The sequence below is a fragment of the Acidobacteriota bacterium genome, assembly GCA_016184105.1.
GTDB lineage: Bacteria > Acidobacteriota > Vicinamibacteria > Vicinamibacterales > 2-12-FULL-66-21 > JACPDI01.
This window is the reverse complement of record JACPDI010000028.1, coordinates 110,518-133,123: the sequence shown is the minus strand read 5'-3', so window position 1 is coordinate 133,123 and position 22,606 is coordinate 110,518. Positions and strand designations below refer to the sequence as shown.

General features: G+C 67.9%; 19 protein-coding genes and 1 other RNA gene. 11 read left to right on the top strand and 9 right to left on the bottom strand.

From position 1 onward, the window contains the following. The first annotated feature begins 11 nt into the window (after positions 1 to 11). From HYU53_11010 to HYU53_11000, 3 genes are read left to right on the top strand one after another with little or no spacing between them, the layout of a single operon-like run. Positions 12 to 536, top strand: a complete 525-nt coding sequence (locus HYU53_11010; protein ID MBI2221722.1) for a hypothetical protein — start codon at positions 12 to 14, stop codon at positions 534 to 536. After that, a complete protein-coding gene (locus HYU53_11005; protein ID MBI2221721.1) occupies positions 533 to 1,936 on the top strand; it encodes an aminotransferase class V-fold PLP-dependent enzyme in 1,404 nt (467 codons plus the stop codon). Before HYU53_11010 ends, HYU53_11005 begins: the two co-directional genes overlap by 4 nt. Positions 1,937 to 1,956: 20 nt before the next feature. After that, complete coding sequence (locus HYU53_11000; GenBank protein ID MBI2221720.1) at positions 1,957 to 2,427, top strand: PaaI family thioesterase; 471 nt, start codon at positions 1,957 to 1,959, stop codon at positions 2,425 to 2,427. Here the strand turns inward: HYU53_11000 and HYU53_10995 are convergent. Genes HYU53_10995 through HYU53_10985 form a run of 3 tightly spaced genes read right to left on the bottom strand, consistent with a single transcriptional unit; the run spans position 2,387 to position 5,779 of the window. After that, a complete protein-coding gene (locus HYU53_10995) occupies positions 2,387 to 2,665 on the bottom strand; it encodes a hypothetical protein (GenBank protein ID MBI2221719.1) in 279 nt (92 codons plus the stop codon). The two genes, HYU53_11000 and HYU53_10995, sit on opposite strands and share 41 nt — an antisense overlap. Positions 2,666 to 2,716: 51 nt before the next feature. After that, positions 2,717 to 5,404, bottom strand: a complete 2,688-nt coding sequence (locus HYU53_10990) for an ABC transporter permease (GenBank protein MBI2221718.1) — start codon at positions 5,402 to 5,404, stop codon at positions 2,717 to 2,719. Between the two features lie 3 nt (positions 5,405 to 5,407). Then, positions 5,408 to 5,779, bottom strand: coding sequence for a PadR family transcriptional regulator (locus HYU53_10985; protein ID MBI2221717.1), 372 nt, complete (start codon positions 5,777 to 5,779; stop codon positions 5,408 to 5,410). A gap of 278 nt (positions 5,780 to 6,057) precedes the next feature. Here HYU53_10985 and HYU53_10980 point away from each other — a divergent pair, with 278 nt between their 5' ends. From HYU53_10980 to HYU53_10970, 3 genes are all read left to right on the top strand, one after another. After that, positions 6,058 to 6,555, top strand: coding sequence for a class I SAM-dependent methyltransferase (locus HYU53_10980; protein ID MBI2221716.1), 498 nt, complete (start codon positions 6,058 to 6,060; stop codon positions 6,553 to 6,555). Positions 6,556 to 6,795: 240 nt separating this feature from the next. Next, positions 6,796 to 7,191 (top strand): hypothetical protein, encoded by a 396-nt coding sequence (locus HYU53_10975; GenBank protein ID MBI2221715.1) that lies wholly within the window; start codon positions 6,796 to 6,798, stop codon positions 7,189 to 7,191. 38 nt (positions 7,192 to 7,229) lie between these two features. After that, a complete protein-coding gene (locus tag HYU53_10970) occupies positions 7,230 to 7,622 on the top strand; it encodes a hypothetical protein (protein ID MBI2221714.1) in 393 nt (130 codons plus the stop codon). Positions 7,623 to 7,755: 133 nt separating this feature from the next. Here the strand turns inward: HYU53_10970 and ssrA are convergent. From ssrA to HYU53_10955, 3 genes are all read right to left on the bottom strand, one after another. After that, positions 7,756 to 8,105, bottom strand: a transfer-messenger RNA (tmRNA) gene (gene ssrA / locus HYU53_10965). A 103-nt stretch (positions 8,106 to 8,208) separates the two neighbouring features. After that, on the bottom strand, positions 8,209 to 8,691 hold the full coding sequence (locus HYU53_10960) for a hypothetical protein (GenBank protein ID MBI2221713.1): 483 nt from the start codon (positions 8,689 to 8,691) through the stop codon (positions 8,209 to 8,211). Between the two features lie 48 nt (positions 8,692 to 8,739). Then, positions 8,740 to 9,456: a DUF2461 domain-containing protein gene (locus HYU53_10955; GenBank protein MBI2221712.1), complete on the bottom strand. Its 717-nt coding sequence runs from the start codon at positions 9,454 to 9,456 to the stop codon at positions 8,740 to 8,742. A gap of 46 nt (positions 9,457 to 9,502) precedes the next feature. Between HYU53_10955 and HYU53_10950 the strand changes: the two genes are divergently transcribed. Then, positions 9,503 to 10,672, top strand: a complete 1,170-nt coding sequence (locus HYU53_10950) for a hypothetical protein (protein MBI2221711.1) — start codon at positions 9,503 to 9,505, stop codon at positions 10,670 to 10,672. A 4-nt stretch (positions 10,673 to 10,676) separates the two neighbouring features. Here HYU53_10950 and HYU53_10945 read toward each other — a convergent pair whose 3' ends face one another. Beyond that, complete coding sequence (locus HYU53_10945; GenBank protein MBI2221710.1) at positions 10,677 to 12,284, bottom strand: methyltransferase domain-containing protein; 1,608 nt, start codon at positions 12,282 to 12,284, stop codon at positions 10,677 to 10,679. Positions 12,285 to 12,371: 87 nt separating this feature from the next. Between HYU53_10945 and HYU53_10940 the strand changes: the two genes are divergently transcribed. Both HYU53_10940 and HYU53_10935 read left to right on the top strand, forming a co-directional pair. Next, positions 12,372 to 14,591, top strand: coding sequence for a transglycosylase SLT domain-containing protein (locus HYU53_10940; GenBank protein MBI2221709.1), 2,220 nt, complete (start codon positions 12,372 to 12,374; stop codon positions 14,589 to 14,591). A gap of 22 nt (positions 14,592 to 14,613) precedes the next feature. Continuing rightward, on the top strand, positions 14,614 to 17,265 hold the full coding sequence (locus tag HYU53_10935; GenBank protein ID MBI2221708.1) for a hypothetical protein: 2,652 nt from the start codon (positions 14,614 to 14,616) through the stop codon (positions 17,263 to 17,265). 51 nt (positions 17,266 to 17,316) lie between these two features. Here the strand turns inward: HYU53_10935 and HYU53_10930 are convergent, their stop codons facing one another. Then, complete coding sequence (locus tag HYU53_10930; GenBank protein MBI2221707.1) at positions 17,317 to 18,144, bottom strand: hypothetical protein; 828 nt, start codon at positions 18,142 to 18,144, stop codon at positions 17,317 to 17,319. A 111-nt stretch (positions 18,145 to 18,255) separates the two neighbouring features. Between HYU53_10930 and HYU53_10925 the strand changes: the two genes are divergently transcribed. Both HYU53_10925 and HYU53_10920 read left to right on the top strand, forming a co-directional pair. Then, positions 18,256 to 20,070 (top strand): ABC transporter ATP-binding protein, encoded by a 1,815-nt coding sequence (locus HYU53_10925; protein ID MBI2221706.1) that lies wholly within the window; start codon positions 18,256 to 18,258, stop codon positions 20,068 to 20,070. Between the two features lies 1 nt (position 20,071). Next, entirely contained in the window at positions 20,072 to 21,922 is a 1,851-nt protein-coding gene (locus tag HYU53_10920; protein MBI2221705.1) for an ABC transporter ATP-binding protein, read from the top strand. Here HYU53_10920 and HYU53_10915 read toward each other — a convergent pair whose 3' ends face one another. Continuing rightward, positions 21,923 to 22,543, bottom strand: a complete 621-nt coding sequence (locus tag HYU53_10915) for a hypothetical protein (GenBank protein ID MBI2221704.1) — start codon at positions 22,541 to 22,543, stop codon at positions 21,923 to 21,925. Positions 22,544 to 22,606 lie beyond the last annotated feature (63 nt).

Below are 22,606 nucleotides of genomic sequence, written 5' to 3'. Positions count from 1 at the left end.
GGAGGACAGCGATGACCATGGCCAACGATGACAAGGTGACGCTGAGGGCCGTACCGGCCGCTGTCGAGTCCGTGCACGGCGCGTGGGTCGTGCAGCTCCCGCGCTTCGGCGCCGAAGGCACGCACTACCACACGTACGGGCTCCTGACGCCGTACTTCAAGGGGCTCGGCGAGGGAAGGCTGCTCGGCACGAAGTGCGTGAACCCGCGCTGTCCCGTCTCGAGCGGCAGCGGCGAGCTGTGGCTGCCACCGCGCGCCGACTGCCCGGATTGCCACCAGCCGATGACCTGGCAGGAGGTCAAGGAGCCGCGCGGCTACATCTACTCGTACACGCACGTGGAACGCGGGGGCACCGGGCTGGAAATCGCCTGTCCGTATTATCAGATCGACGTGAAGATCGACGGGGTGTGCACGATCATCAAAAGCTACCTGCTCGACCGGCGGCCGATTAAGATCGGCGAGCGGGTGCGCGCCAGGTTCCGTACCGGGCCGGAGGCGACGCACACGTGCCTGGATCTGTGCTGGGAGCTGGAGTGAACGACCCCGAGAACGCCTTCGAGCAGTTCGAGCGCGCGTGGCCTGCCTTCGCGGCGACGCGCGCGATCGACGCGCTGCGCGCGCGCGAGTTCCGCCGGCTGGACGAAGCCGGGCACGTGTACCTCGATTACACGGGCGGCTCGTTGTACGCCGAGTCTCACGTGCGGCGCCACATGGAGCTGTTGCTTCACCACGTCCTCGGCAACCCCCACTCGTCCAGCCCGGCATCGACGGTCGCCACCGATCTCGTCGAGAAGACCCGCGCGCGTGTCCTGCGGTTCTTCAACGCGAGGCCGGACGAGTACGCCGTCGTGTTCGCCGCGAACGCGAGCAACGCGCTCAAGCTGGTGGGCGAGGCGTACCCGTTCGGGCCGGGCGGCCACCTTCTCCTGACGTTCGACAATCACAACTCGGTCAACGGCATCCGCGAATTCGCCCGCGGCCGCGGGGCGCACATCACCTACGTGCCGCTGCGCCCGCCGGAGATGCGGACGCCGGACGCCGAAATCCGGCGCGCGCTCGACAACCGCCCGGCCGGCGGCGCCCCGAGCCTCTTCGCCTACCCGGCCCAGTCGAACTTCTCGGGCGTGCAGCACCCGCTCGAATGGATCGACGCGGCGCACGAGCGCGGGTGGGACGTGCTGCTCGACGCGGCCGCGTTCGCGCCGACCAACCGGCTCGATCTGGATCGCTGGCGTGCCGACTTCGTCACCGTGTCGTTCTACAAGATGTTCGGCTATCCGACCGGGGTCGGCGCCCTCATCGCGCGCTACGAGGCTCTCGAGAAGCTGCATCGCCCCTGGTTCTCCGGCGGCACGATTGCGGTCGCCTCCGTCGGGGCGGATCGGTATTTCATGGAGCGAGGGGCCGCCGCGTTCGAGGACGGCACCGTCGACTACGCGAGCCTGCCGGCGGTCCCCCTCGGCCTCGACCTCCTCGAGGAAATCGGGATCGACACGATTCACCGGAGAGTGCGGTGCCTGACCGGGTGGCTCATCGAGCAATTGCTCGCGCTGCGCCACCGGAGCGGCCAGCCGCTCGTGACGCTGTACGGACCGGCGGACACCGAGAGGCGCGGCGGGTCGGTCGCGATGAACTTCCGCGACGGCGCGGGCCGGTTCATCGACCACACGCTCATCGAGGCGCGCGCCGCCGAGCACGGCATCTCCCTCCGGACCGGCTGCTTCTGCAACCCTGGGGCGGGCGAGGTGGCGCTCGGTCTTGCGGCGAATGAATTGACGAACTGCTTCAACGTGGGAAGAAACGGCATGACGCGCGACGAGTTCCTCCGGTGCGTTGACGGCGAGAGCAGTGGCGCTGTGCGCGCGTCGATGGGACTTGCCAGCAACTTCGCCGACGTCCACGCGTTCGTGCGTTTCGCGGAGGAGTTGCTGGAATAGGTCGAGGAGCGTTGGCGTCGATGAGCGCAGAAATCTTCCAGGACTTCTACCCGGACGATGTGAGCCACTGTTACGGATGCGGGCGGCTCAACGAGCACGGGCTGCAGATCAAGAGTCAGTGGGACGGCGAGGAGACGGTTGCGACGTTTGTGCCGAAGCCGTATCACACCGCGGTTCCCGGCTACGTGTATGGCGGGCTGATTGCCTCCCTCATCGACTGTCACGGGACGGGAACGGCGGCCGCGGCGGCGTACCGCGCCGCGGGCCGCGAGCTGGGCAGCGGCCCGCCGCTCCGTTTTGTCACGGCGTCTCTCCGGGTCGACTACCTGCGCCCGACCCCGTTGGGGCCGCCGCTGGAGATTCGCGGCCGGGTCGAAGAGATCAGCGGGCGCAAGGTGATCGTGAGCGCCACGCTTTCCGCCGAGGGTCAGGTCTGCGCGCGCGGCCAGGTCATCGCCGTGCAGATGCCCGAGCAGATGATGCGGCGGTAGCCTTGCGCGCCGCCTTGGCGCGCCGGATCGGCTCCGCGAAGCACCATTCGTGCCCCTCCGGATCCGTCGCGGTGTAGCGGCGATGCCCGTACGACGTGTCGGTGAGCTCCTCGATAATCGTCGCACCAGCGTCGGCGCCCTTGGTCTGCGCGCCGGATCTGCGAAATCCGAACGCCTTCGCCAGGAACTTGAGGGCGTTGCCGGCGTCTTCGTAGTAGAGGTATGGGGTGATCGCCATCGGGCGCCTCCTCGGTGCCTCTTCCTCCTGCATGCCACCCGGCCCGACTCGCTATTGATGTCGCAGCGCGCTCAGCGGGTTCGTCCGGGCCGCGCGCCAGGCTGGAACAAGACTGGCAGCGGCCACGGTGCCCAGAACGATCGCGAGCGCACGCGCGAAGGCGGTGGCGTCGGTCGCGCTGACGCCGAACAGCACGGCGCCGAGAAGCCTGGTGAGGGCGAGTGCCACGACCACACCGAGGGCGGCGCCGATCGCGCCCAGCCCCAGACCGCGTCGCAGAAACCCGCGAACGATCGAACCGTCCGACGCGCCGAGCGCCGTCCGAATGCCGATTTCATGCGTGCTCTGTTTGACGACGTATGACACCAGGCCGTAGGTGCCCATCGCGGCGAGCGCCATGCCGGCGACGCCGAACAGGAACAGCATCTTCGCCGCCAGGTTGAAGAGAATCAGCGCCCCGTTGATTCCTCCAGCCAGCGGCCTGGCGTACAGAATCGGCAGGTCGGGGTCGAGCTTCGCGACGTGCGCGCGCGCCTGGTTCACGAGGACGTCGACGGGCGCCGGACCGCGGGTGTGCAGGATCATGTTCGATCGGTACGCCTGCAGGAACGGCAGGTACACGTACGGCCGCGGCGATTCGTTGATGCGCATGTACTTGACGTCGGCCGCCACGCCGATCACGGTGCGCCAGTCGCCGCCGGCCATCCGGACCCGCTTGCCGATGGCGTTTGCGGCACCCCCCCAGAATCGCTGAGCGAACGTCTCGTTCACGACCGCCACCGGCGCGGCCGCCTCGTCGTCGCGATCTTCGAAGGCCCGGCCCGCCTTCACGGCGATCCGGAGCGTGCGAAAGTAATCCGGACCGACCGCGTTGAACATGAACGTCAGATCTTCGCCACGGCGCGGGTCGTAGCCCTCAATCGAGATGCGCCGCGCGGGCGCATCCAGGAAGGCGAGAGGGGTGAAGGCCGCCAGAGTGGCGGATTCGACGCCGGGATCGGCACGCGCGGCGTCCAGCAGATCGCGGTAGAACACGCGGCCGCGTCGCCCGTCGTACCTGTTGTGCTTCACGTCGACCGCGACCGTGGTCACCTGGCTCGCGTCGAAGCCGGGATTCGCGCGGCGTGCCGCCTCGAGACTGCGTGTCACCAGTTCGGCGCCCACCAGGAGCAGGAGGGATACCGCGACCTGCGCGACCACGAGGCCCGCCCGCAGCCGCCCCCGCGATGCGCCGCGAGGGGACGCGTCCTCGTTGATGACCGACACCAGATCGACCCGCGAGCTTTGAAGCGCCGGCACGAACCCGAACACGAGCGCGCTCGCGCAGGCGACCAGCACCGCAAACGCCATGACGAGGCCGTCCACCGCGACATTGAAGAAGACCCGGTCCGGCGCCGCGAGCCGCTCGGCGTAGGTGACGATCACCGGGATCCCGCGCCGGGCGAGCAGGACGCCCAGCAGGGCTCCCGGCACGGCGAGGACCAGGTTCTCGACAATCAGCAGGCGGATGATTCGTGTCCGCGTCGCGCCCAGCGCCAGGCGCAGCGCGATCTCGCCGCGCCGCGAGACGCCGCGCACCAGAACCAGTCCCGCGATGTTCGCGCAGGCAATCATCAGCACAAGCAGGCCCATCGCGACCAGGACGCTCAACGTCGGCAGCATGATGATCGGCGCTCCACTCGGGGTCTGCCAGAACGGCGCGACCTTCAGCCGCTCGGCGGCATCCGCGGGCGGGCGCTCGCGCGCGAGCGTTTCCCAGAGCGCATTGGTTTCGGCGGCGGCGTTCGGCGCCGTCGCGCCCGGCCGCAGGTAGCCCTGCGGGTAAAAGAGCGCGGCGCGGCGGTCGGACAGGATGCCTGCCGGTGTCGTCTCCCGGCTTCCGAAGTTGAAGCCGAGCTGCGGCGCCATCGTCACCGGAATGTAGAGATCGACGTCGTACACCACCGTCGTGCCGTGGAACGTGGGGTCGGCCACGCCGACCACCGTCAACGGCTCGTTGTTGATCTCGAGGGTCTTGCCGACGATGGCCGGGTCCGCGCCGAAGTCGCGCCGCCAGAGGCCGTCGCTGAGCACGACGACCGGCTGCCGGCCGGGCGCCATCTCGTCCGACGGCAGGAGCGTGCGACCCACCTCCGCGCGGACGCCGAGGATCTGGAAGTAATTCCCGGTGACGATCTCGGCCCAGACCTGACGGGCGCTTCGGCCTCGACCCAGGGTGGCGTTGCCCACGATCGAGCCGAAGAGCCCCGAGAAGGCGCGATGGTGATCGCGAAGGTACTGGTAGTCGGGATACGACACGCGGACCTGGCGCCCCGTGCTCGTTTCGCCGAAGATGACGCGCAGCCGGGCCGAGCCGTCGACCCCGGCCATCGGGCTGAGCGCGATCCCTTTGAGCAGCGTGAACACCGCAGCGTTCACGCCGATGCCCAGCGTCAGGACGCCGACGACGGTGAGCGAGAAGGCGGGATTCTTCGCCAGCGTGCGAATCGCGTAGCGGACGTCGCGCATCAGATCGCGCAGGGCGTCGAGCCACCGGGGGGTCCAGACGCGCCGGGCCGCTTCGGTGGTCAGGGTGACGTTGCCGAACTCCCGCAGCGCCGCGTAGTGCGCGGTCTGTCGATCGACACCGTCGGCCACGCGCTCGTCCTCGGCCATCGCCAGGTGCGAGCGGATCTCGTCCTGGAAGTCGTCCTCGTCGAGACGAACGCGCCGCCGCCTGATCCAGGACAGGACCGACATGGGTTACTCCCTGGCGCCTGGCGCCGCCGCCGGCTTCATGACGCGACCGATCGCCTTGACCAGTTCGGCCCACCGCGACTCCTCGCGGGCGAGCTGCTGCTTTCCTTGCGCGGTGATCGTGTAGAACTTGGCGCGCTGGTTCGCCTCGGTCTGGCCCCATTTCGCGCTCACCCAGCCTCTTTTCGCGAGCCGCTGCAGCGCGGGGTAGAGGGAGCCGGCTTCGACCTGCAGCACGTCGGACGATTGCGCGCGGATCGTCTGTCCGATCGCGTAGCCGTGCTGCGGTCCCCACTGGAGCGTGCGGAGGATCAGCATGTCGAGCGTGCCGTGCAGGAGATCGGTGCGCGCGTCGGGACGGGAGGAATGAAGTGCCATAGTATAGAGAGTCTATACCTATGGTAGTAGAGTGTCTATAGGGTCGTGTCCGAGAGGACGTCACCGCAGGGGGTCGGCGCCGCCCACGCCAGCCACGTTCCCCAGGTCAGCGCGAACGTGAGGTTGACTCCACGACCCGCGCCAATAGAATGGCCCCACCTTGACACCTCGCTCGGGCAGGCGCGGAGACTGGGGCCAACCGAGCGCCAGGAAGATGGCGCCGTACACCCATACGACGTCAGGCTGCCGCCACCTACGGCAAACGCCACGAGGAAGCGATGGGATTGTATAGTCGGTACATCCTTCCGAGGGTCGTCCACTTCACGTGCGGCTTGAAGCCGAACACGCGCCAGCGCGAGAAGGTGGTGCCGCGCGCCCGTGGGCGCGTTCTCGAAATTGGCATCGGCTCCGGCTTGAACTTCCCGTTCTATGATCCGACGAGGGTGGCGAAGGTCTGGGGCCTCGATCCGTCGCCCGAGATGACCCGCATGGCCGAACAGGCCGCGCGCTCGCTCCGCTTCGAGGTGGAGTTCATCGGCTTGCCCGGCGATGAGATCCCGCTTGAGGACAAGAGTGTCGACACGGTACTCGTGACGTACACGCTCTGCACTATTCCGGACACAACCCCCGCGCTTCGGCAGATGAGCCGGGTTCTCCGCCCGGGCGGCGAGCTAATTTTCTGTGAACACGGGGCAGCGCCGGATGCGAGCGTCCGCCGTTGCAGTGGGTCAGCCCCGAAACGGGTGATCGGTCCTGCGCTGCTCGCCGGACAATAAGCAGGTTTGCGTCACGGGGCGCGTGACTGGCGGTCGAGTGCGATTCGGTTCCGGCCAATCTCAGCAGAAGCTCCCGGTCGAATATCGGCCGTGAAGGCGTCACATTTCACCATTCGCTTTTTGATCGTACAAGCGAATTCTTCGGAACGACGCCGGAACGTACTAGCGCAGTTTCTTGACAGACCTACCAGAACATCGTAGAATTTATGGTACCTGGTACCGTAAATATGGGAGTGAGCGTTGGCTCAGCAACCCCGAAGGGTGGTCGACAAGCGATACCTCGTCGCCATTCCTGTTCCTTCGCTGGATATCAACGGGACGCCGCTGAACAAAGGCGAAATCGACGAGTGGGTCAAGAAGACGCTGGACGAATTGACCGAGTGTTTTGGCGGCGCGATGCCAATCGCCGCGCCGGGAACAAATATCCTTGACGGTCAACTTCTGTACGAGAAGGACCAAGTAGTTGTGATGTCCGCATGCGATTCGCGAAAAGAGTTCCTTCGATACCGCAGGCGAATTGAGGCGTTCGCAGAGCAGATGCGGCGCGATTTGCGCCAATACGCGGTGTTTGTACTCGCCTGTCCGTCGGACTCCTTTCTGGTCGAGATTGCCTCTGGACCAGAAGAGAGTCCGTGATTCACGGACTGGCTCGATTTTCAGTACGAGGTGATTCAATGCCCCGTCATTCAGCAGGTGTTCAGACGATTGAGGTCGTTCGAGACGACGAACTGAAGGCCAAAGAGAGGGAAGCTACGGCGACATTCCGGAAGGTCTTTCCGGAAGCACCGCCGTTGAAGCTTTATCGAACCTCTGATGGTCGAATCGGATTCCAGGTCGCCATTGGGCTGTCGCCCGGCGACCGCAAGCTCTTTAACGACGCCTATGCCGCGGTAATGAAAATCCTCGGCGAGAAAAGGGGCCGTCCTCGCGGCACGAGAAAGGTGCAGGCGAAGCTTCGTTTGACCGAGGACGTGTACAAAGCCCTCAAAGCGACCGCCGACAGCTCTCACAAGTCGCTGTCCAGCGTTGTCGAAGATCTCGCCTATCGAGCCAGGATCGTGGGATAGGTTGTCGAGTGTTCCGAGAGCCGCCATAAGCGGCGCAGGCCCGCCTTCGCCGGGGCTACGGCGAGACAGACTTCGCGTGAGGGATGCTCGCTGACTCGCCCGGACGAGGCTCGCCTGAAAGGCGAGCGAAGACTGGTGGAGGCGGCGGGAGTCGAACCCGCGTCCGAAAGTACGTCGCCGTAGGAATCTACATGCGTAGCCGCTCTTGTTGTCTCGCGCCCAGCGTCAAAGAGCGACGGAAAGCGATGGGCGCCAGCCCCGAAAAGTCTCGCCGCCACGGTCCGAGACAGCCCGTGGCGACCAGCCTGCTGAATGACGCTCAGCCCCAACCCGCAGGCTGGAAGAGGTGAGCGTCGCTGCTATTTAGGCAGCGAGAGCGAGCTGCGTGTCCGCAGTTATGTTTGTTTCCACCGGATTAGCGAGTCAGTGGTGCTCGGCATGCATCCCGCGGTCCTTTACCTCCGTCGAAGCCGTATCGCCCCCCTACGGTGAGAACCGACGAAAAAGGCGGCCGCATCCGGCCGCCTCGCAACCCCTATTCTACGACCCCGGGGGCCCCCCGGGCAAACTCGTGGGCCACGGCGGGTCACATCGGCTCATCCGCGCTGGGCCCGTAAATCTGGGGCACGGTCGAGCCCATCGGCCGGAGGTAGGTGGAGATCTGGCCGCGATGGTGGATGATGTCGAAGAGGAACCCCCACGCGTTCTGGTAACCCGTCTCCTTCATCACTTCCTGCCCGCCGTACATGAACGGCACCGGCTTTTCCCAGCGCGCAGCCTCGAGCGCGTGCATGCGGCGCGTGAGATCGTCATGGTGCCTGTCGTAGGTCGCCAGCACCTCCTTCATCGTCGCCGGCGTGGGGACGTCGGCCCACTCGAGCACCCCTTTCTCGAGCCCGTCTCCGAGCACGATCTCTTCCCGCACGATCGTCCACGCGATCTCGCGCGCGGTGCGCGACCTGGGATCCGGCCGGTAGTCCGACCCGTCCGGGATCCGCGAGAGCACCTTCCGTGTGGCCGCCGCCTCCTTGTCCCAGAAGCCTAGAAACAGATCTTTTTCGTGGCTCATACGACCTCCTCCCCAGACGGGATAGGGTAGGCGAACAAATGGCGAAAGTCAACTTAATAGTGGATCCTTCCGGCGAGCCTTCAACGGCGTCTCCAGGAACCTGACGAGCGGCGCGATGGCGCGGAACGTCTTCAGCAGCTCCGGGTAGAACCGCGGGCTGGAGGCAAACGACGCGGGCCACTCGCGCCCCACGAGGATCTGCCGGTACTTCAAGAAGTCTCCCGCAGGATGATCCGCAGGGAAGCCGCGCGGCATGCGCGACAGGCGGCCGCCCTCGATTTCGCCGAACAGCCGCCTGAACGCCGGCGCCCGGACGATGCGCGCGAGATCGCGGTGGCGGGCGGCAATGTGCTCGCGCAGGAGCTGCACGGTTTCAGGCGGCGGCATGTACACGCCGCCGCCCGCGTAGACCGACGCGCCGGCGATCTCGAAGTACAGCGCCGGCCCCTCGTGGCGCGGCGCGAAACGTGACGGAAAGATCGCGGAGACGTGCGTCTTGAGCGGCGTCTTGTTCTCGCTGAAGCGCGTGTCGCGATAGATCCGATAGCGGGACACGCGCGGCGAGGCGAGCAGATCCGGCGCGAACCGCCTCAAGTCGACGGCGAGCCGCTCGATGACGGCGTTCATCGGCGCGTCGACGAGCGCGTCGAACTCCTCGCGCCGCGCGCGGAACCATTCACGATCGTTGTTGCGCTTGAGCGCGCGCAGGAAACGTACGGCACCGGCGGGAAAGCGCGGCGACCGCTGAGGCTTGTGCGGGACCATCCCTACGAGGATAATTCCAGAAGCTCCCGACGCGCACGCACACACCATGTCTGTCGAACAGCAGATCCGCGACGCGCTCCTCCAACTGGCGTCTTCGCTGCAGCAGGACATTTCGGGACGCGCGACCGCCATCGCGAAGGATGTGGCCGGCGCGGCCGAGCGGGACCGCGCTGCTGCGGAGGCCCGTGCCGCATCAGAGCTGGCGGAGCAAATCGCCGCCGTGCGCGCGGAAGCCGACCGGCGCGTTGGCGCCGAGGGGGCGCGCGTGCGCGGCGAGCTGGAAGCGGCAAACGCCGACGAGCTCGGCAAGCTGCGCGCGGAGATCGAGCGCCTCCGCGACGAGGCGGAAACCGCCGCGGCCGAGCTTGCGCTGGTGCGCGATCGGGCGCTCGCCGCCGAGCAGACCGTCGAGAAGGCACGCGAGGCGGAAACCGCCGCGCGCGCGCAGGAGCGCCACGACGAGATGGCGACGCTCGATCGCCTGATCGGCGCGGTGCGCCGCATCGGCGAAGCGGCCGCGCTTTCCGATGTCCTCGCCGCGCTCGCCGGCGCCGTCGGCGCTGAAACGTCGCGCACCGGAGTCTTCGTCGCGGCGGGCGCGTCGTTCCAGCCCTTCCGCCTGCACGGTTTCAGCGAACCGGAGGGGCGGCCGATCTCCCGCTCGGAGGCCGCCAACTTGACCCGCGGGCTGCCGTTCGCGCCGCTCCCTCCCGATCGCGCGGGCTTCTCCGTGCCGATCGACATCAGCGGACAGACGGTCGCGATCGTGTACGCGGATGATGTGTCGGCGAATCCCGCGGCGGTGCCCTCGCCGTGGCCCGAAGCGATCGAGATTCTCGCGCGCCATGCGGCGCTCCGCCTCGAGACGCTCACGGCGCTCCGCACCGTCCAGGCGCTCGGCGCAGGACGTCCGGCCACCGGTTCAGCGCCGGTGGCCACCCTTGGCACGGGCGCGACATCGACGGAAGACGATCAGAGCGCCCGCCGTTACGCGCGGCTCCTCGTCTCCGAGATCAAGCTGTACAACGAGGCGTCGGTACGGCTCGGCCGGCAGAAGCACGACCTGCTCACTCGTCTCCGCCCGGAGATCGACCGCGCCCGCCGGCTCTACGAGGAACGCGTCCCGGCACACGTCCCCTCGCGCGCGACCTACTTCGACGACGAGCTGGTGCAAACGCTCGCCGATGGCGACCCGGCGCTGCTTGGAAGGGGCTGACGTTCTACCTTTTGCCCTTTTCCTTGGTAAGCGATGCGGCGTAATGGGCGCTCCAGGAGCGCAGCGGCGAGCGTTCCAGCCACGCCTCGAGGCTGCGCAGCGCGTCGAGCACGGGCCGGGGCGTGAAGTCCGGCAGGAACGTGAAGTAGTCCACGTGCGCGTTCCACCGCGCGCCGGGCACCGCCGGCAGGCGCGTCGGCCTGACCCAGCGTTCCGTTCCCTCATCGATCTCGCACATCAGCGGGAAGAAGTAGCTCATGTAGAACCGGAAGAGCGGATTCTCGGTGTTGATTTCGTGCAGGAAGAAGATCCCGCCGGGCTTGAGCACGCGCACGATCTCCGCAAGCACCAGGTCGCGCTTCACGGGGTCGATCACGTGGTGGATCACGTTGATGCTGTAAGCGAAGTCGAACGTGTCGTCCGGGAAGGGCAGCCGCTCGGCATCGATCGCCTGGAACGCGACCGTGCAGCCGCGGCCGGACGCGTAGCGCTTCGCGTGCGCAATCTGATCGGCCGCCTGATCGAGCGCGTCGATGCGGTAGCCCCGCGCTGACATCTCGCACGCGTACCAACCCTGCCCGCAGCCGATGTCGACGCCGCGAGCGCCCGCCCGCACGCCTGTCTCCTCGAGCCGGCGCCGCATGAACGACACCTTGCGATCGAGCAGCCGCTCGCGGATATGCAGCGGGATCTGCTCCTCGTACCCCGCGGCAATCTCGTCGAAGTGCTGCGCCGCGGACGAGGGGCGCAGGAACGCCACGAGCTGCCGGCGAGAGGCGAGCAGGGTCAGGAAACCCAGGCCGACGGCGTACCAGGAGGTGCCGGCGCGAAAGACGGCGACGATCGCCGCGGCCGCCTCGGCGCGGAGGCCGTGCGCCTCCAGCAGGATCAACGTCGTCGAGCCGGCGATCCCCGTGCCGAGCGGAACGCCCGCGATGCCGCCGAGCAGCGTGCCACCCGCCATGGCCTCGGCGGCGATGGCCAGCGAACGTGGCTCGCCGGCGATCCGGAGCGCCGCGAGGAGCGCGAGGACGGCGAGCGCCCAGGCCGCCGCCGTGCTGAGGAATGTCACGGCGAGCACGATGGGGCGCGCCAGCGCGCGGATCCGGGCGGAGCGGCTGCCGCGCAGCAGCGACAGCGCGACGATCCATCCAGCTCCCGCGGCCAGCGCCCACGGCAGCTCGCCGCGTGCGAGCAGGAAAAACAGGAGCAGGACGATCGCATCGGTCGCGCGCTCGACGAGCCAGACCAGCGCGACGGCGACCCGCGCGTTGGCGAACCGCGCGGAGAGCAGCTGCGCGCGGATCAGCTCGCCGACGTAAAACGGCGTGGCGATCGCCGGCAGCGTGGCGAAGTAGAGCCGGACTCCCTCGCGCGTCGGGACGCGTACGTCCATCCGCCTCACCAGGAAATTCCAGCGCAGCCACCTGAGCACCAGGTTGACCGTCGTCAACACGGCGGCGAGGAGCAGCGCGGCGACGAGCGCGGCGGCGTGCGTGCGCGCGTAGCCGGTGCCCGTGCTGCCGAACCAGAACGCGGAAACGGCGATGCCGAGCGCGGCGGCCGACGCGACCAGGATTGTGAGGAGCCGGGAGCGGAGCAAGCCACTCATGATACTGCAGGGCTTTGGCGCCCGCGCGAAGGGGCGGCGGCTGTTGACTTGCCGGATCCGCGTCCCCATAATCCGAAGGGAAGCGCAATGACACGCCGAATCGCTTCCACCGTCACCTCGCTGGTCCTTGCCGCGTTGTTTTTCAGTTCAGCTTCCGTTCGCCCCGCGCGATCGCAGGATCGCGCGGCGTTGCCCGCCGTGGCGCTCGAGCCGACGGCGCACGCGCCGATCCCGCGCGATCCCGGCGCGCTGTGGCTGGCGCCGGGCGGCGAAGCCGGTCGTACCGGACAGGCCGGAGCGCTGTTGAAGGTCGCTCAAGGTATCGAGCGCTTCAACGAGCAGCGGTTCGCCGACGCGCTGCCGCTGCTTCGCGCCGCGGGCGTGGCCGGCTCGCCGCTGGCGGACTACGCCGTGTACTACGCCGGGCTCGCCGAGCTGCGGCTCAACGATGTGACCGCGGCGCGGCGCACGTTATCGGCCCTGAAGGATCGACCGCTCGAGGGCTATCTGGCCTACGCGTCGGTCCTGGCGCGCGGCGAGGCCGCGGAGCTCGACAACGATCACGCCGCGGCGTCGGCCCTCTACGAGCAGCTCGCGGCAGGCAGGCCGCTCGAGCCGGAGGTCGTCGTTCACCGTCTCGGGCGCGCGGCGCTGGCCGCCGGTGACAAGCAGAAGGCGGTGTCCTCGTTCCTGCGCCTCCGCTACGAGTTTCCGCTCAGCGACGAAGCCGCGCTGGCCGACGTGGAGCTCGAGCGCCTGTCCGGCGTGGAGCCGCGGCCGAACAGCCCGGCGACCGTCAAGCAGGAGTTCGCGCGCGCGGAGCAACTGTTCGCGTCGCGCCGCTACGCGCAGGCTCGCGAGGCGTTCCAGTCGATCCGTCAGCTCGCCTCCGGCGAGGAGCGCGACCTTGCCGATCTGCGGGTGGCGGAGAGCGATTTCTACCTGCGGCGCTACGCGTCGGCGCGCGACGGCCTGCGCGGGTTCCTGGCGGCGGGCGGGCGCGAGGCCGAAGCCCAGTTCTTCCACCTCGCCGCGATCCGCGAGCTGGGCCAGCACGAAGAGTACTTGTCGCGGGTGCGCGCGCTCGTGGACGCGCACCCCGGCAGCTCGTGGGCCGAGGAAGCGCTGAACAATCTTGGCACGCACCACATCCTTCAGAACGAGGATGCGGAGGCGGCCGAGGCGTTCCGCGAGCTGCTGCGCCGCTTTCCGAAGGGGAGCCGCGCCGAGCGCGCGGCCTGGAAGGTTGGCTGGTGGGAGTACAAGAACGGCAACTACGCCGAGACCGTCCGCATCTTCGAGTCGGCCGCCGCGACGTTCTCCCGATCCGACTACCGGCCGTCGTGGGTGTACTGGGCCGCTCGGTCACGCGAACGCATTGGCGATCCCGCGCGCGCCGCGGCGCGCTACCGGCTGGTCACCGCTGATTACCTGAACTCCTACTACGGGCGCCTGGCGGTGCGGCGCCTCGAGGGGATCGACAAGGTGGCTCGAGCGGCGTGGGCCGCTCCGGCCGCGCCGAGGCAGGAAGCGGACGTGGCGGTGGCGCTCCCGCCGACGGCGGACCGCATCCGGCTGCTGCTCTCCCTGGGGCTCGAGCTGGACGCGCTGAACGAGCTGCGATACGCGCAGCGACAGTGGGGAACGTCGCCCGCGCTAGACGCCACGATCGCGTGGGTCTATCACCGTCAGGGGGACCTGCGTCGTGCGATCAACCAGATGAAGCGCGCGTACCCCCAGCATCTCAGCGCCGCAGGCGGCGCGGCGCTGCCGGACGAGCTGCTCCGCGTCATCTTTCCGCTCGACTACTGGCCGGCGATCCAGAAGCACTCGCGCGCCCGGCGTCTCGATCCCTATCTGGTCGCGGCGCTGATCGCGCAGGAGTCCACGTTCGATCCGGAGATCCGATCCGCGGCCAACGCATACGGCCTGATGCAGGTGGTGCCGGGGACCGGCCGGCGGCTCGCCCGATCGCTCGGGATCCGCTACCGCGGCGTTGGCACGCTCACCAGCGCGGACACCAACGTGCGCATGGGCACGCTGTACTTCTCGCGCCTCGTCGAGCAGTTCGGCGGCGTGCACCTGGCGCTCGCGGCCTACAACGCCGGCGAGAACCGCGTCGTGCGCTGGCTCGCGGAACGGCCGGGGCTCGAGCGCGACGAGTTCATCGACGACATCCCGTTCCCCGAGACGCAGAACTACGTGAAGAAGATTCTCGGAACCGCCGAGGACTACCGCCTCCTCTACGGCGGGAAAGCCGCGGAACAGGGCCAGAGGCCGAAGGCCCAATCCGGCAAGCGGCGGTGAAACCCGATAAACTCACAGTTTCATGTCGTCGTTGACCACGTATGCCGCCGCGGTCTGCGCGGCGGCCGGGGCCTGGTTCGTCCGAGGTGCCCTGGCGGTCCGATCGGCCACCTCCGGCGCGGCGAAGATCGGCCTCCTGCCCCCCTGGTGGGAGCTGGCGCTGTTCGTCCTTGCGGGCATCTGCGCGGTGTATCTCTTCAAACCGTCCCGCGACCGCGTGACGCCGCTGTTCATCACGTTCCTGTGCGTGCTGCCGTGGATGCCTGGCGTGAGCACGCCAGCGCTGCTCGTGTGGACCGGGCCGCTCGCCGCCGGCGTGTGGATCGCGGCCGCGCTCGCGACAATAAGGGGTCGGGAGCCTTTTTACGTTTTTCGTAAAAAGGCTCCCGACCCCTTATTGGCCGCCACCGCCGCGTTCATCTTTTTTGCGGCGATCGGGTTCGGCGCGCGCGAGATGGTGCCGGGCGGCGACGAGCCGCACTACCTGATCATCGCGCAGAGCCTCCTCTACGACGGCGACGTGAAGATCGAGAACAACCACGCGCGCGGCGATTACGCCCCGTACTTCCAGGGGACGCTGCGACCCGACTACTGGGTGCGGGGGACCAACGGCGCCATCTACTCGATTCACGCCCCCGGCCTGTCCGCGATCGTCGCGCCCGCCTATCTCATCGCCGGCTATCGCGGCGTCGTGTTCCTGCTGCTGGTGATCTCGGCGGCGGGCGTCGCGCTGGCGTGGAAACTGGCGTGGGATCTGACGGGGCAACGATCGGCCGCGTGGTTTGCCTCGGCGGCGCTCGCCGCCGCCACGCCGATCGCGTTCCATTCCTTCACGATCTATCCAGACGGCCCCGCCGCGGTGCTCACGCTGACGGGCGCCTGGGCGCTGCTGCGCATGTCACGTGCGACGTGCGACGTGCGACGTGCCACGTGCCTTCCGGTGCGGACGGTGTGGCTCCTGCATGGCCTCGGGCTCGCGCTGCTGCCCTGGCTTCACACGCGGTTCGCGATCCTTGCCGGCCTCCTCGGCGTGTTCATCCTGTTGCGAATGCCGCGCACGCGCGAAGGGCTCTCGCGCGCGGCCGCGTTCCTCGTCTTTCCCGTTCTCCTGGGCATGGCCTGGTTCGCCTATTTCTGGGTCATCTACGGCACGCCCAACCCCGACGCGCCGTACGGCGACTTCTTCAAGACGCAAAGCTCGTGGTCGTTCGTCACGGGGGGCCTGGCCGGCGTGCTCTTCGACCAGCAGTTCGGCATGATGACCTACGCGCCCGTGTTCCTCATTGCGTTCGCGGGGTGGGTCATCCTCCTGAGGCGCGAGCCGCGCCTCGCGCTCGAACTGGCGGTCATCGTCGTTCCCTACATGATTGCGACGACCCACCTGCGCATGTGGTGGGGAGGCTGGAGCGCGCCGGCGCGGTTTTCGGTGGCGGTGCTATGGCTCGCGCCGCTGCCGATGGCCGTTGCGTGGTCGCACGCGCGGTCGCGGGCGGGGCGCGGAACGGCCGTCGCGACGCTCGTCATCTCGGCGCTGACCACGACGGCGCTCGCGTACGTGGACGGCGGCCGGCCCGCGTACAACGTGCGCGACGGCTACGCCCTCTGGCTCGAGTGGCCCTCCGGTGTGGCCGACCTGCCGCTCGGCTTCCCGAGTTTCTTCCGCTGGCACACCAGCGAGCGGCTGCTGCACCTGCAGATCCTGGCCGCGCTTGCGCTCTTCGTCGCCGCGTTCGTGCTGCTTCGCCGGCTCGACCGCCGCGTGCGCGGCACCGGCGCGTTCACCCTGCTGATGATGGCGATCTACGCCGCGGCCGGCACGGCGATGCTCCTGGTGCTCTGGCGCGTGAACGATTCGCCCGGCGTGCGCCCGTCGGCCTCGCAGCTGAAGCTCCTCAGCGCGGCACAGGGCGACCGGCGGATCGCGGTCGAGTACCGCGGCAGGCAGGTGCGGCGCCTGCCCGTCGACGCCGGCCTGCAGGCCCTCGCGATCGAATCGCCGCCTCGGATGCGCGGCGGCGACAATCCGCCGGCGCTCGTGCTCCCGGGATGGTTTCCCGCGGGCAGATATCGCATCAGCGCCGAGGCGAAGCCAGGGTCTGCGTACGAACTGCTCGTGCTCCGCTCTGGAACACCCATCGCGACCGGCACGGCCGGCGACGATGGCCCGCGGCTGGCGTTCGACGTTCTCCTGCCCGTCGACGTGCCCGCGATCATCCTGCGCGGCGCGGGACTGGAACGGGGCAGCCTCACGCCTCTGCACGTCGCGACGCGCCGCGAGCGCCTGGCGCGCGCGCGCGCGAGCACCGCACGGCGCTACGGCCGCACGCTCGTGTGGTTTCTCGATGGCGACGCGTTCAACGAGCCGGAAGGGCTCTGGATTCGCGGCGGGGCGGAGTCGGACATCGTGATCCAGCCGGAGGCGGGGAGCCGCTCGACGCTCCTCCTCAGGAACGGGCCCGTGCCGAACGAGGTGGGACTGCAGGCGGGAGACGGCGCGTGGAAGCAGTCGGCATCGCTGCGCCCGGACGAGGAACGCGAAGTGGAGGTGCCCATCGACCCGCAGCGCGGCGCCGCGCTCGTGCGGATTGTGTCCCGCGGCGGGTTCAGGCCGTCAGAGGTGGACCCGAAGAGTACCGACAGGCGGTATCTGGGGGTGTGGGTGTCACCGCACTAGTCCATGGGGGAACCGCAGAGGACGCGGAAGGCGTCCCCCGCGGTTTCTTCCCTAAAACCTCGCGACGCCCCCAAAGTAGAGCCCCCTCAGCGTCATGTCTCCCGTGTCCTTGTCGAACAGGTAGTTGACACCGAGGCTGCGGTAGCCGACCTGTGCGCCCAGGTTGCGGTTGATGTTGAACGTGCTGTTGAGGTCCCAATCGATGAACGTCGCCTCGTACTTCTCCTGGATCGTGGGAACCTTCAACGCCGTCAGCTCGAACGTGATCGACACGCTCGGGTGAACGTACACGCGCCCCACGCCGCCAATCGCGGGGATGGGCGCCTTTGCGTGCGTGAATTCCGTTCCGACCAGCCTGTTCGACAGCGTCGCGGTCACGTCCGTGTACTTCACGTCCAGGATCAGCCCCGCGTAGCCCTTGTCGTTGTACACGAAGTCGTACTCGTAGCCGAAGCGCCACTGCTTCCACTCCAGCTCGGAATCCACCGGCAGGCTGATATCGAAGCGCTGGGCGTTGAACTCGATGCTGCGCGTCAGCGTGGCGCTCTGCGTGTACTTCACCGGCGTGTAGCCGATGCGGAACTTCGACTTCTTCGTGGGGCGCAGGACGATTCGAAGGTCGCCGAACTGCTTCTTCGTGAGCCCGAGGTCGTTGACGAAATCGATCTCGCTCCCGACCCGGCCGAGCGCCTCACTCGAGATGACGATGTCGGGAGTGGGATTCCAGAACCCGCCGGCGATCTCGACGTGATAGTCCTCGCCGGGAGGAGTCGTCGAGGCGGGGCGGGCACCGTATTGTGCGTGGGCCGGCGACGTCATCAGCCCCAGGAGAAAAACGCCGCACGCCGTCGCGACGGCAAACGAGAGTCGTGTACGCATGGCTCCTCGCGCCCCGAAAAGTGTCACGATTGCCTCGAGCGGACTCGAGGGTGTCTAAGGGGAAGCCTGCTGGGAGAAGGCTCATCAAGGATAGCACATATACTTGTTGAGATGGGGACCGCGTTCCGCCGCCTGCTGCCGTACGCACTCAGGGTCAGGCGCCAGTTCGCCCTCGGCCTCGCGTGCGCCGCGATCACGACCGCCGTCTCGCTCGCGTCGCCGTGGATCCTGAAATACGCGATTGACGATCTCACCGTGGGCGTCACCCGCGCCAAGCTCATCACCTACGCGGCCACGCTCCTCGGCATTGCGCTCGTCGGTGGCTACTTCCGCTTCCTGATGCGCCGCATCATCGTCGGCGCCTCGCGGATCATCGAGTACGACCTGCGCAACGACTTCTTCGGCCACCTGCAGAAGCTGCCCGTGAGCTACTTCCAGGAGCGCAGGACCGGCGACCTCATGTCGCGCGCCACCAACGACCTCAGCGCCGTCCGCATGATGATCGGCCCCGCCGTCATGTACTCGACGACGACGCTGATCGTGTTCGTCGTGGCGCTGACGCTGATGATCTCGATCGACGCGAGGCTGACGCTCATCGCGCTGATCCCGCTGCCGTTCGTGTCGATCTCGGTCAAGTACTTCGGTTCGGTCATCCACCGCCGCTTCGAGAGCATCCAGGAGCAACTCGCCGACATCACGGCCGTCGCGCAGGAAGCCCTCTCCGGCGTCCGGGTCGTGCGCGCGTACCGGCAGGAGGACGCCGAGTTGGCGCGGTTCAGGGCCGCCAACCAGGAGTATTTCGACCGGAACCGGTCGCTCATCCGGATCCAGGGGCTGTTCTTCCCCAGCATGTCCCTGTTCCTGGGCCTCGGCGCGCTGCTCCTGCTCTGGATAGGCAGCCGCGAAGTGATCCGCGGCCGGATCACGCTCGGCGAGTTCGTCGCGTTCAACTCGTACCTGGCGATGCTGAGCTGGCCGATGATTGCATTCGGCTGGGTGACGAACATGATGCAGCGGGGGATGGCGTCGTGGAAACGCATGCTCGACGTGCTGGACGCCGAGCCCGCCGTGATCACCCACGCGCCTCCGGGCCGCCCCGTCGTCCCGGTCATCGCGCGTGGTGGCATCGAGATCAGGGATCTGACGTTCAGCTACAACGGGACCGGCGAACCCGTTCTGCGCAGCGTCTCGGCGAAGATCGAACCCGGCCAGACGGTGGCGCTCGTCGGGCCCACCGGATCGGGCAAGTCGGCGCTGCTGTCGCTGCTGCCGCGCCTGCACGAGCCGCCGCCGCGCAGCGTCTTCATCGACGGCGTGGACGTCCGCGACATCCCGCTCCCGGTGCTCCGCAGGGCGATTGGCTTCGTGCCGCAGGAGCCGTTCCTGTTCTCGGACACCGTGGCCAACAACATCGCGCTGGGGGTGGAGGCGGAAAGTGGGACAGTCACACTTTCCGCTCGCTCACAGGAAAGTGTGACTGTCCCACTTTCCGCGGTCCTTTCCGCGGTCCGCGAGGCCGCGGCGGTCGCGCGGCTCGACAAGGACATCGAGGCCTTCTCGAAGGGCTTCGACACGATGGTCGGCGAGCGCGGGATCACGCTCTCCGGGGGACAGAAGCAGCGCACCGCCATTGCGCGCGCGATCGTGACCGACCCGCCCATCCTCGTCCTGGACGACGCGCTGTCGGCGGTGGACACGTATACGGAGGAGGAAATCCTGACGCGGCTCAAGCAGGTCATGAAGCAGCGCACGTCGCTGATCGTCTCGCACCGGGTGTCCACCGTCCGCCACGCGGACCAGATTTTGGTGCTCGACGAGGGGCGGATCGGCGAGCGCGGCCGCCACGACGAGCTGGTCGCGCAGGGGGGCGCGTACGCGGAGCTGTACCGCAAGCAGCTCCTCGAGGAGGAGCTGACCGCGAGCTAGCATGTCGTCGTTCCATCACGAAGAAGACGTCATCGGAAAGGCCTACGACGCGCGCCTCATGCGGCGGCTGCTCGGGTACCTGCGGCCGTACCGCCCCCAGGTGGCGCTCGCCCTCGTGGCGATCATCTTCGCATCCGTCCTGCAGCTCGCTCAGCCGTACCTGACCAAGATTGCCATCGACCGCTACATCGCGGCCGGCGACCTGCAGGGGTTGAACGGCGTCGCGCTCGCATTCCTGTTCGTCCTGCTCGGCTCCTTCACGCTCGAGTACGTGCAGACCTACACGATGCAGCTGACCGGCCAGCGCGTCATGTTCGATCTGCGGATGCAGATTTACGGTCACCTGCAGCGGCTGGACGTGCGTTTCTACGACCGCAACCCCGTCGGCCGGCTGATGACGCGGGTCACCACGGACGTGGACGTCCTCAACGAGATGTTCACGTCCGGGGTCGTCACGGTGTTCGGCGACCTGTTCACGCTGCTGGGCATCATGATCGTGATGCTCACGCTGGACTGGCGGCTGGCGCTCGTGTCGTTCCTCGTCCTGCCGCTCATCGGGCTCGTGACGCAGTGGTTCCGCCGCAACGTGCGCGAGTCGTACCGCGTCGTCCGGATCTGGATCGCGCGCATCAACGCGTTCCTGCAGGAGCACATCAGCGGCATCTCCACGATCCAGCTGTTCAGGCGCGAGCCGCGCACGTGTGCCGCCTTCGACACGATCAACGCGACGCATCGCAACGCGAACATCGACTCGATCTTCTACTACGCCGTGTTCTACCCGGCGATCGAAGTGATCGGCGCGCTGGCCGCGGCCCTGATCATCTGGTACGGCGGCGGCCGCGTGCTCGAGGGGACCGCCACGCTGGGCGCGCTCGTCGCCTTCCTCCAGTACTCGCAGCGCTTCTTCCGCCCGATCAGCGACCTCTCGGAAAAGTTCAACGTGCTGCAGGGCGCGATGGTGTCGTCCGAGCGGATCTTCCTGCTGCTGGATACGCCGGTCGAGATCGGGCGCGAGGGGTACGCGGAGGAAGAATGGCAAGAGGAAAACGGGAAAAGGCAACAGGGTAAGGTCAAAAGGGAAAAAGAGCCGTCGATCGTGTTCGAGGACGTGTGGTTCGCCTACGACGGCGCGAACTACGTGCTGAAGGACCTCTCGTTCGAGGCCGCGGCGGGCGAGCGCGTGGCGATCGTGGGCGCGACCGGGGCGGGCAAGTCCACGATCATCAACCTGCTGCTGCGCTTCTACGACGTGAGCAGGGGACGGATCCTGGTGGGCGGCGAGGACATCCGCCGCATCGACCTCCGGGAACTTCGGTCCCTGTTCAGCCTGGTCCTCCAGGACGTGCACCTGTTCTCGGGCACGATCGGCGGCAACATCCGGCTGGGCAACGAGGCGATCACGGATGCGGCGGTGTGGAACGCCGCGCGCGCGGTGCACGCCGACAGCTTCATCGAGCGCCTGCCCGACGGCCTGGCGGCGAAGGTCGCCGAGCGCGGCGCGACGCTCTCGGTCGGGCAGAAGCAGCTCCTGTCGTTCGCTCGCGCGCTCGCCTTCGATCCGCGCATCCTCATCCTGGACGAGGCGACATCCAGCGTCGACACCGAGACCGAACTGCTGATCCGCGACGCCCTGCACGTGCTCATGGCCGGTCGCACCACGATCGCCATCGCACACCGCCTCTCGACCATCCAGGACATGAACACGATCCTGGTGCTGCACAAGGGAGAGCTCCGCGAGTCAGGCACGCACCAGGAACTGCTCGCCCATCGCGGCCTCTACTACAAGCTCTATCAGCTTCAGTACAAGGACCAGGAGCGGCGGCCGGCGGGCAGCGCCCGGACGGCGCCGTAACTACCGGCCAGGAACGATCGAGGGGGGCGCGGCCTGGGGCGGAGTGGCCGGGCGGACAGGCTGAGGTGACCCGCCTTGGGGAACCGGCTGGGTGGGGGTGCCCGCCGGGCCCGGCTCGGTCGAGGCGGGCGCGGTCCTCGCCGGGGGCAGCGGCTCGGGCTGCTTCGGCCCTTCGGGACGGGGCGTCCGGCGGAAGTTCAACAGGCGGTCCACCAGCTTCGGGCCGGTCGCCTTCGGGTTCCACCCGAGCCGGACGACGGTCAACTGGATCGGCCGGCGCCCGAAATCGAGGGCCTCGTAACAGCTCCACATGTACAGGTCCACGTGGCGTCCCTGGACGGCGGGGCCCGTATCCATCACGGTGTAAATGCCGTTGTATTGCTCCGGGAGCCCGTCAATCTGGACAACGGAGCCGACCGGCAGCAGTTCCGGGTCCGCCGCCGCGATCCCGCTCCTCACCTTCACGCCCGACTGCGTCGTCACGCCCTTGCAGTACGCCGTGGCGCTGAACCGCAGGCGCGCCCCCGGAGCGGGGGCGGCCGTCGCTTCGCGCAGCTCCGCCTGCCGCGCCGCGTAGCGCGAATCCAGGATCGTCACCTCGTAGAGGAAAACGAAACCCACTGCCACAGAGGCAGTTGCGATGAGCTTGCGCCGGATAGAGCGGGTCAAGAACATAGGCTCTCC

Coding starts and splice junctions, on each gene's coding strand:
- HYU53_11010 (MBI2221722.1), top strand. CDS start 12: ATGACCATGGCCAACGATGACAAGGTGACGCTGAGGGCCGTACCGGCC.
- HYU53_11000 (MBI2221720.1), top strand. CDS start 1,957: ATGAGCGCAGAAATCTTCCAGGACTTCTACCCGGACGATGTGAGCCAC.
- HYU53_10995 (MBI2221719.1), bottom strand. CDS start 2,665: ATGGCGATCACCCCATACCTCTACTACGAAGACGCCGGCAACGCCCTC.
- HYU53_10990 (MBI2221718.1), bottom strand. CDS start 5,404: ATGTCGGTCCTGTCCTGGATCAGGCGGCGGCGCGTTCGTCTCGACGAG.
- HYU53_10985 (MBI2221717.1), bottom strand. CDS start 5,779: ATGGCACTTCATTCCTCCCGTCCCGACGCGCGCACCGATCTCCTGCAC.
- HYU53_10980 (MBI2221716.1), top strand. CDS start 6,058: ATGGGATTGTATAGTCGGTACATCCTTCCGAGGGTCGTCCACTTCACG.
- HYU53_10970 (MBI2221714.1), top strand. CDS start 7,230: ATGCCCCGTCATTCAGCAGGTGTTCAGACGATTGAGGTCGTTCGAGAC.
- HYU53_10960 (MBI2221713.1), bottom strand. CDS start 8,691: ATGAGCCACGAAAAAGATCTGTTTCTAGGCTTCTGGGACAAGGAGGCG.
- HYU53_10955 (MBI2221712.1), bottom strand. CDS start 9,456: ATGGTCCCGCACAAGCCTCAGCGGTCGCCGCGCTTTCCCGCCGGTGCC.
- HYU53_10950 (MBI2221711.1), top strand. CDS start 9,503: ATGTCTGTCGAACAGCAGATCCGCGACGCGCTCCTCCAACTGGCGTCT.
- HYU53_10945 (MBI2221710.1), bottom strand. CDS start 12,284: ATGAGTGGCTTGCTCCGCTCCCGGCTCCTCACAATCCTGGTCGCGTCG.
- HYU53_10940 (MBI2221709.1), top strand. CDS start 12,372: ATGACACGCCGAATCGCTTCCACCGTCACCTCGCTGGTCCTTGCCGCG.
- HYU53_10935 (MBI2221708.1), top strand. CDS start 14,614: ATGTCGTCGTTGACCACGTATGCCGCCGCGGTCTGCGCGGCGGCCGGG.
- HYU53_10930 (MBI2221707.1), bottom strand. CDS start 18,144: ATGCGTACACGACTCTCGTTTGCCGTCGCGACGGCGTGCGGCGTTTTT.
- HYU53_10925 (MBI2221706.1), top strand. CDS start 18,256: ATGGGGACCGCGTTCCGCCGCCTGCTGCCGTACGCACTCAGGGTCAGG.
- HYU53_10920 (MBI2221705.1), top strand. CDS start 20,072: ATGTCGTCGTTCCATCACGAAGAAGACGTCATCGGAAAGGCCTACGAC.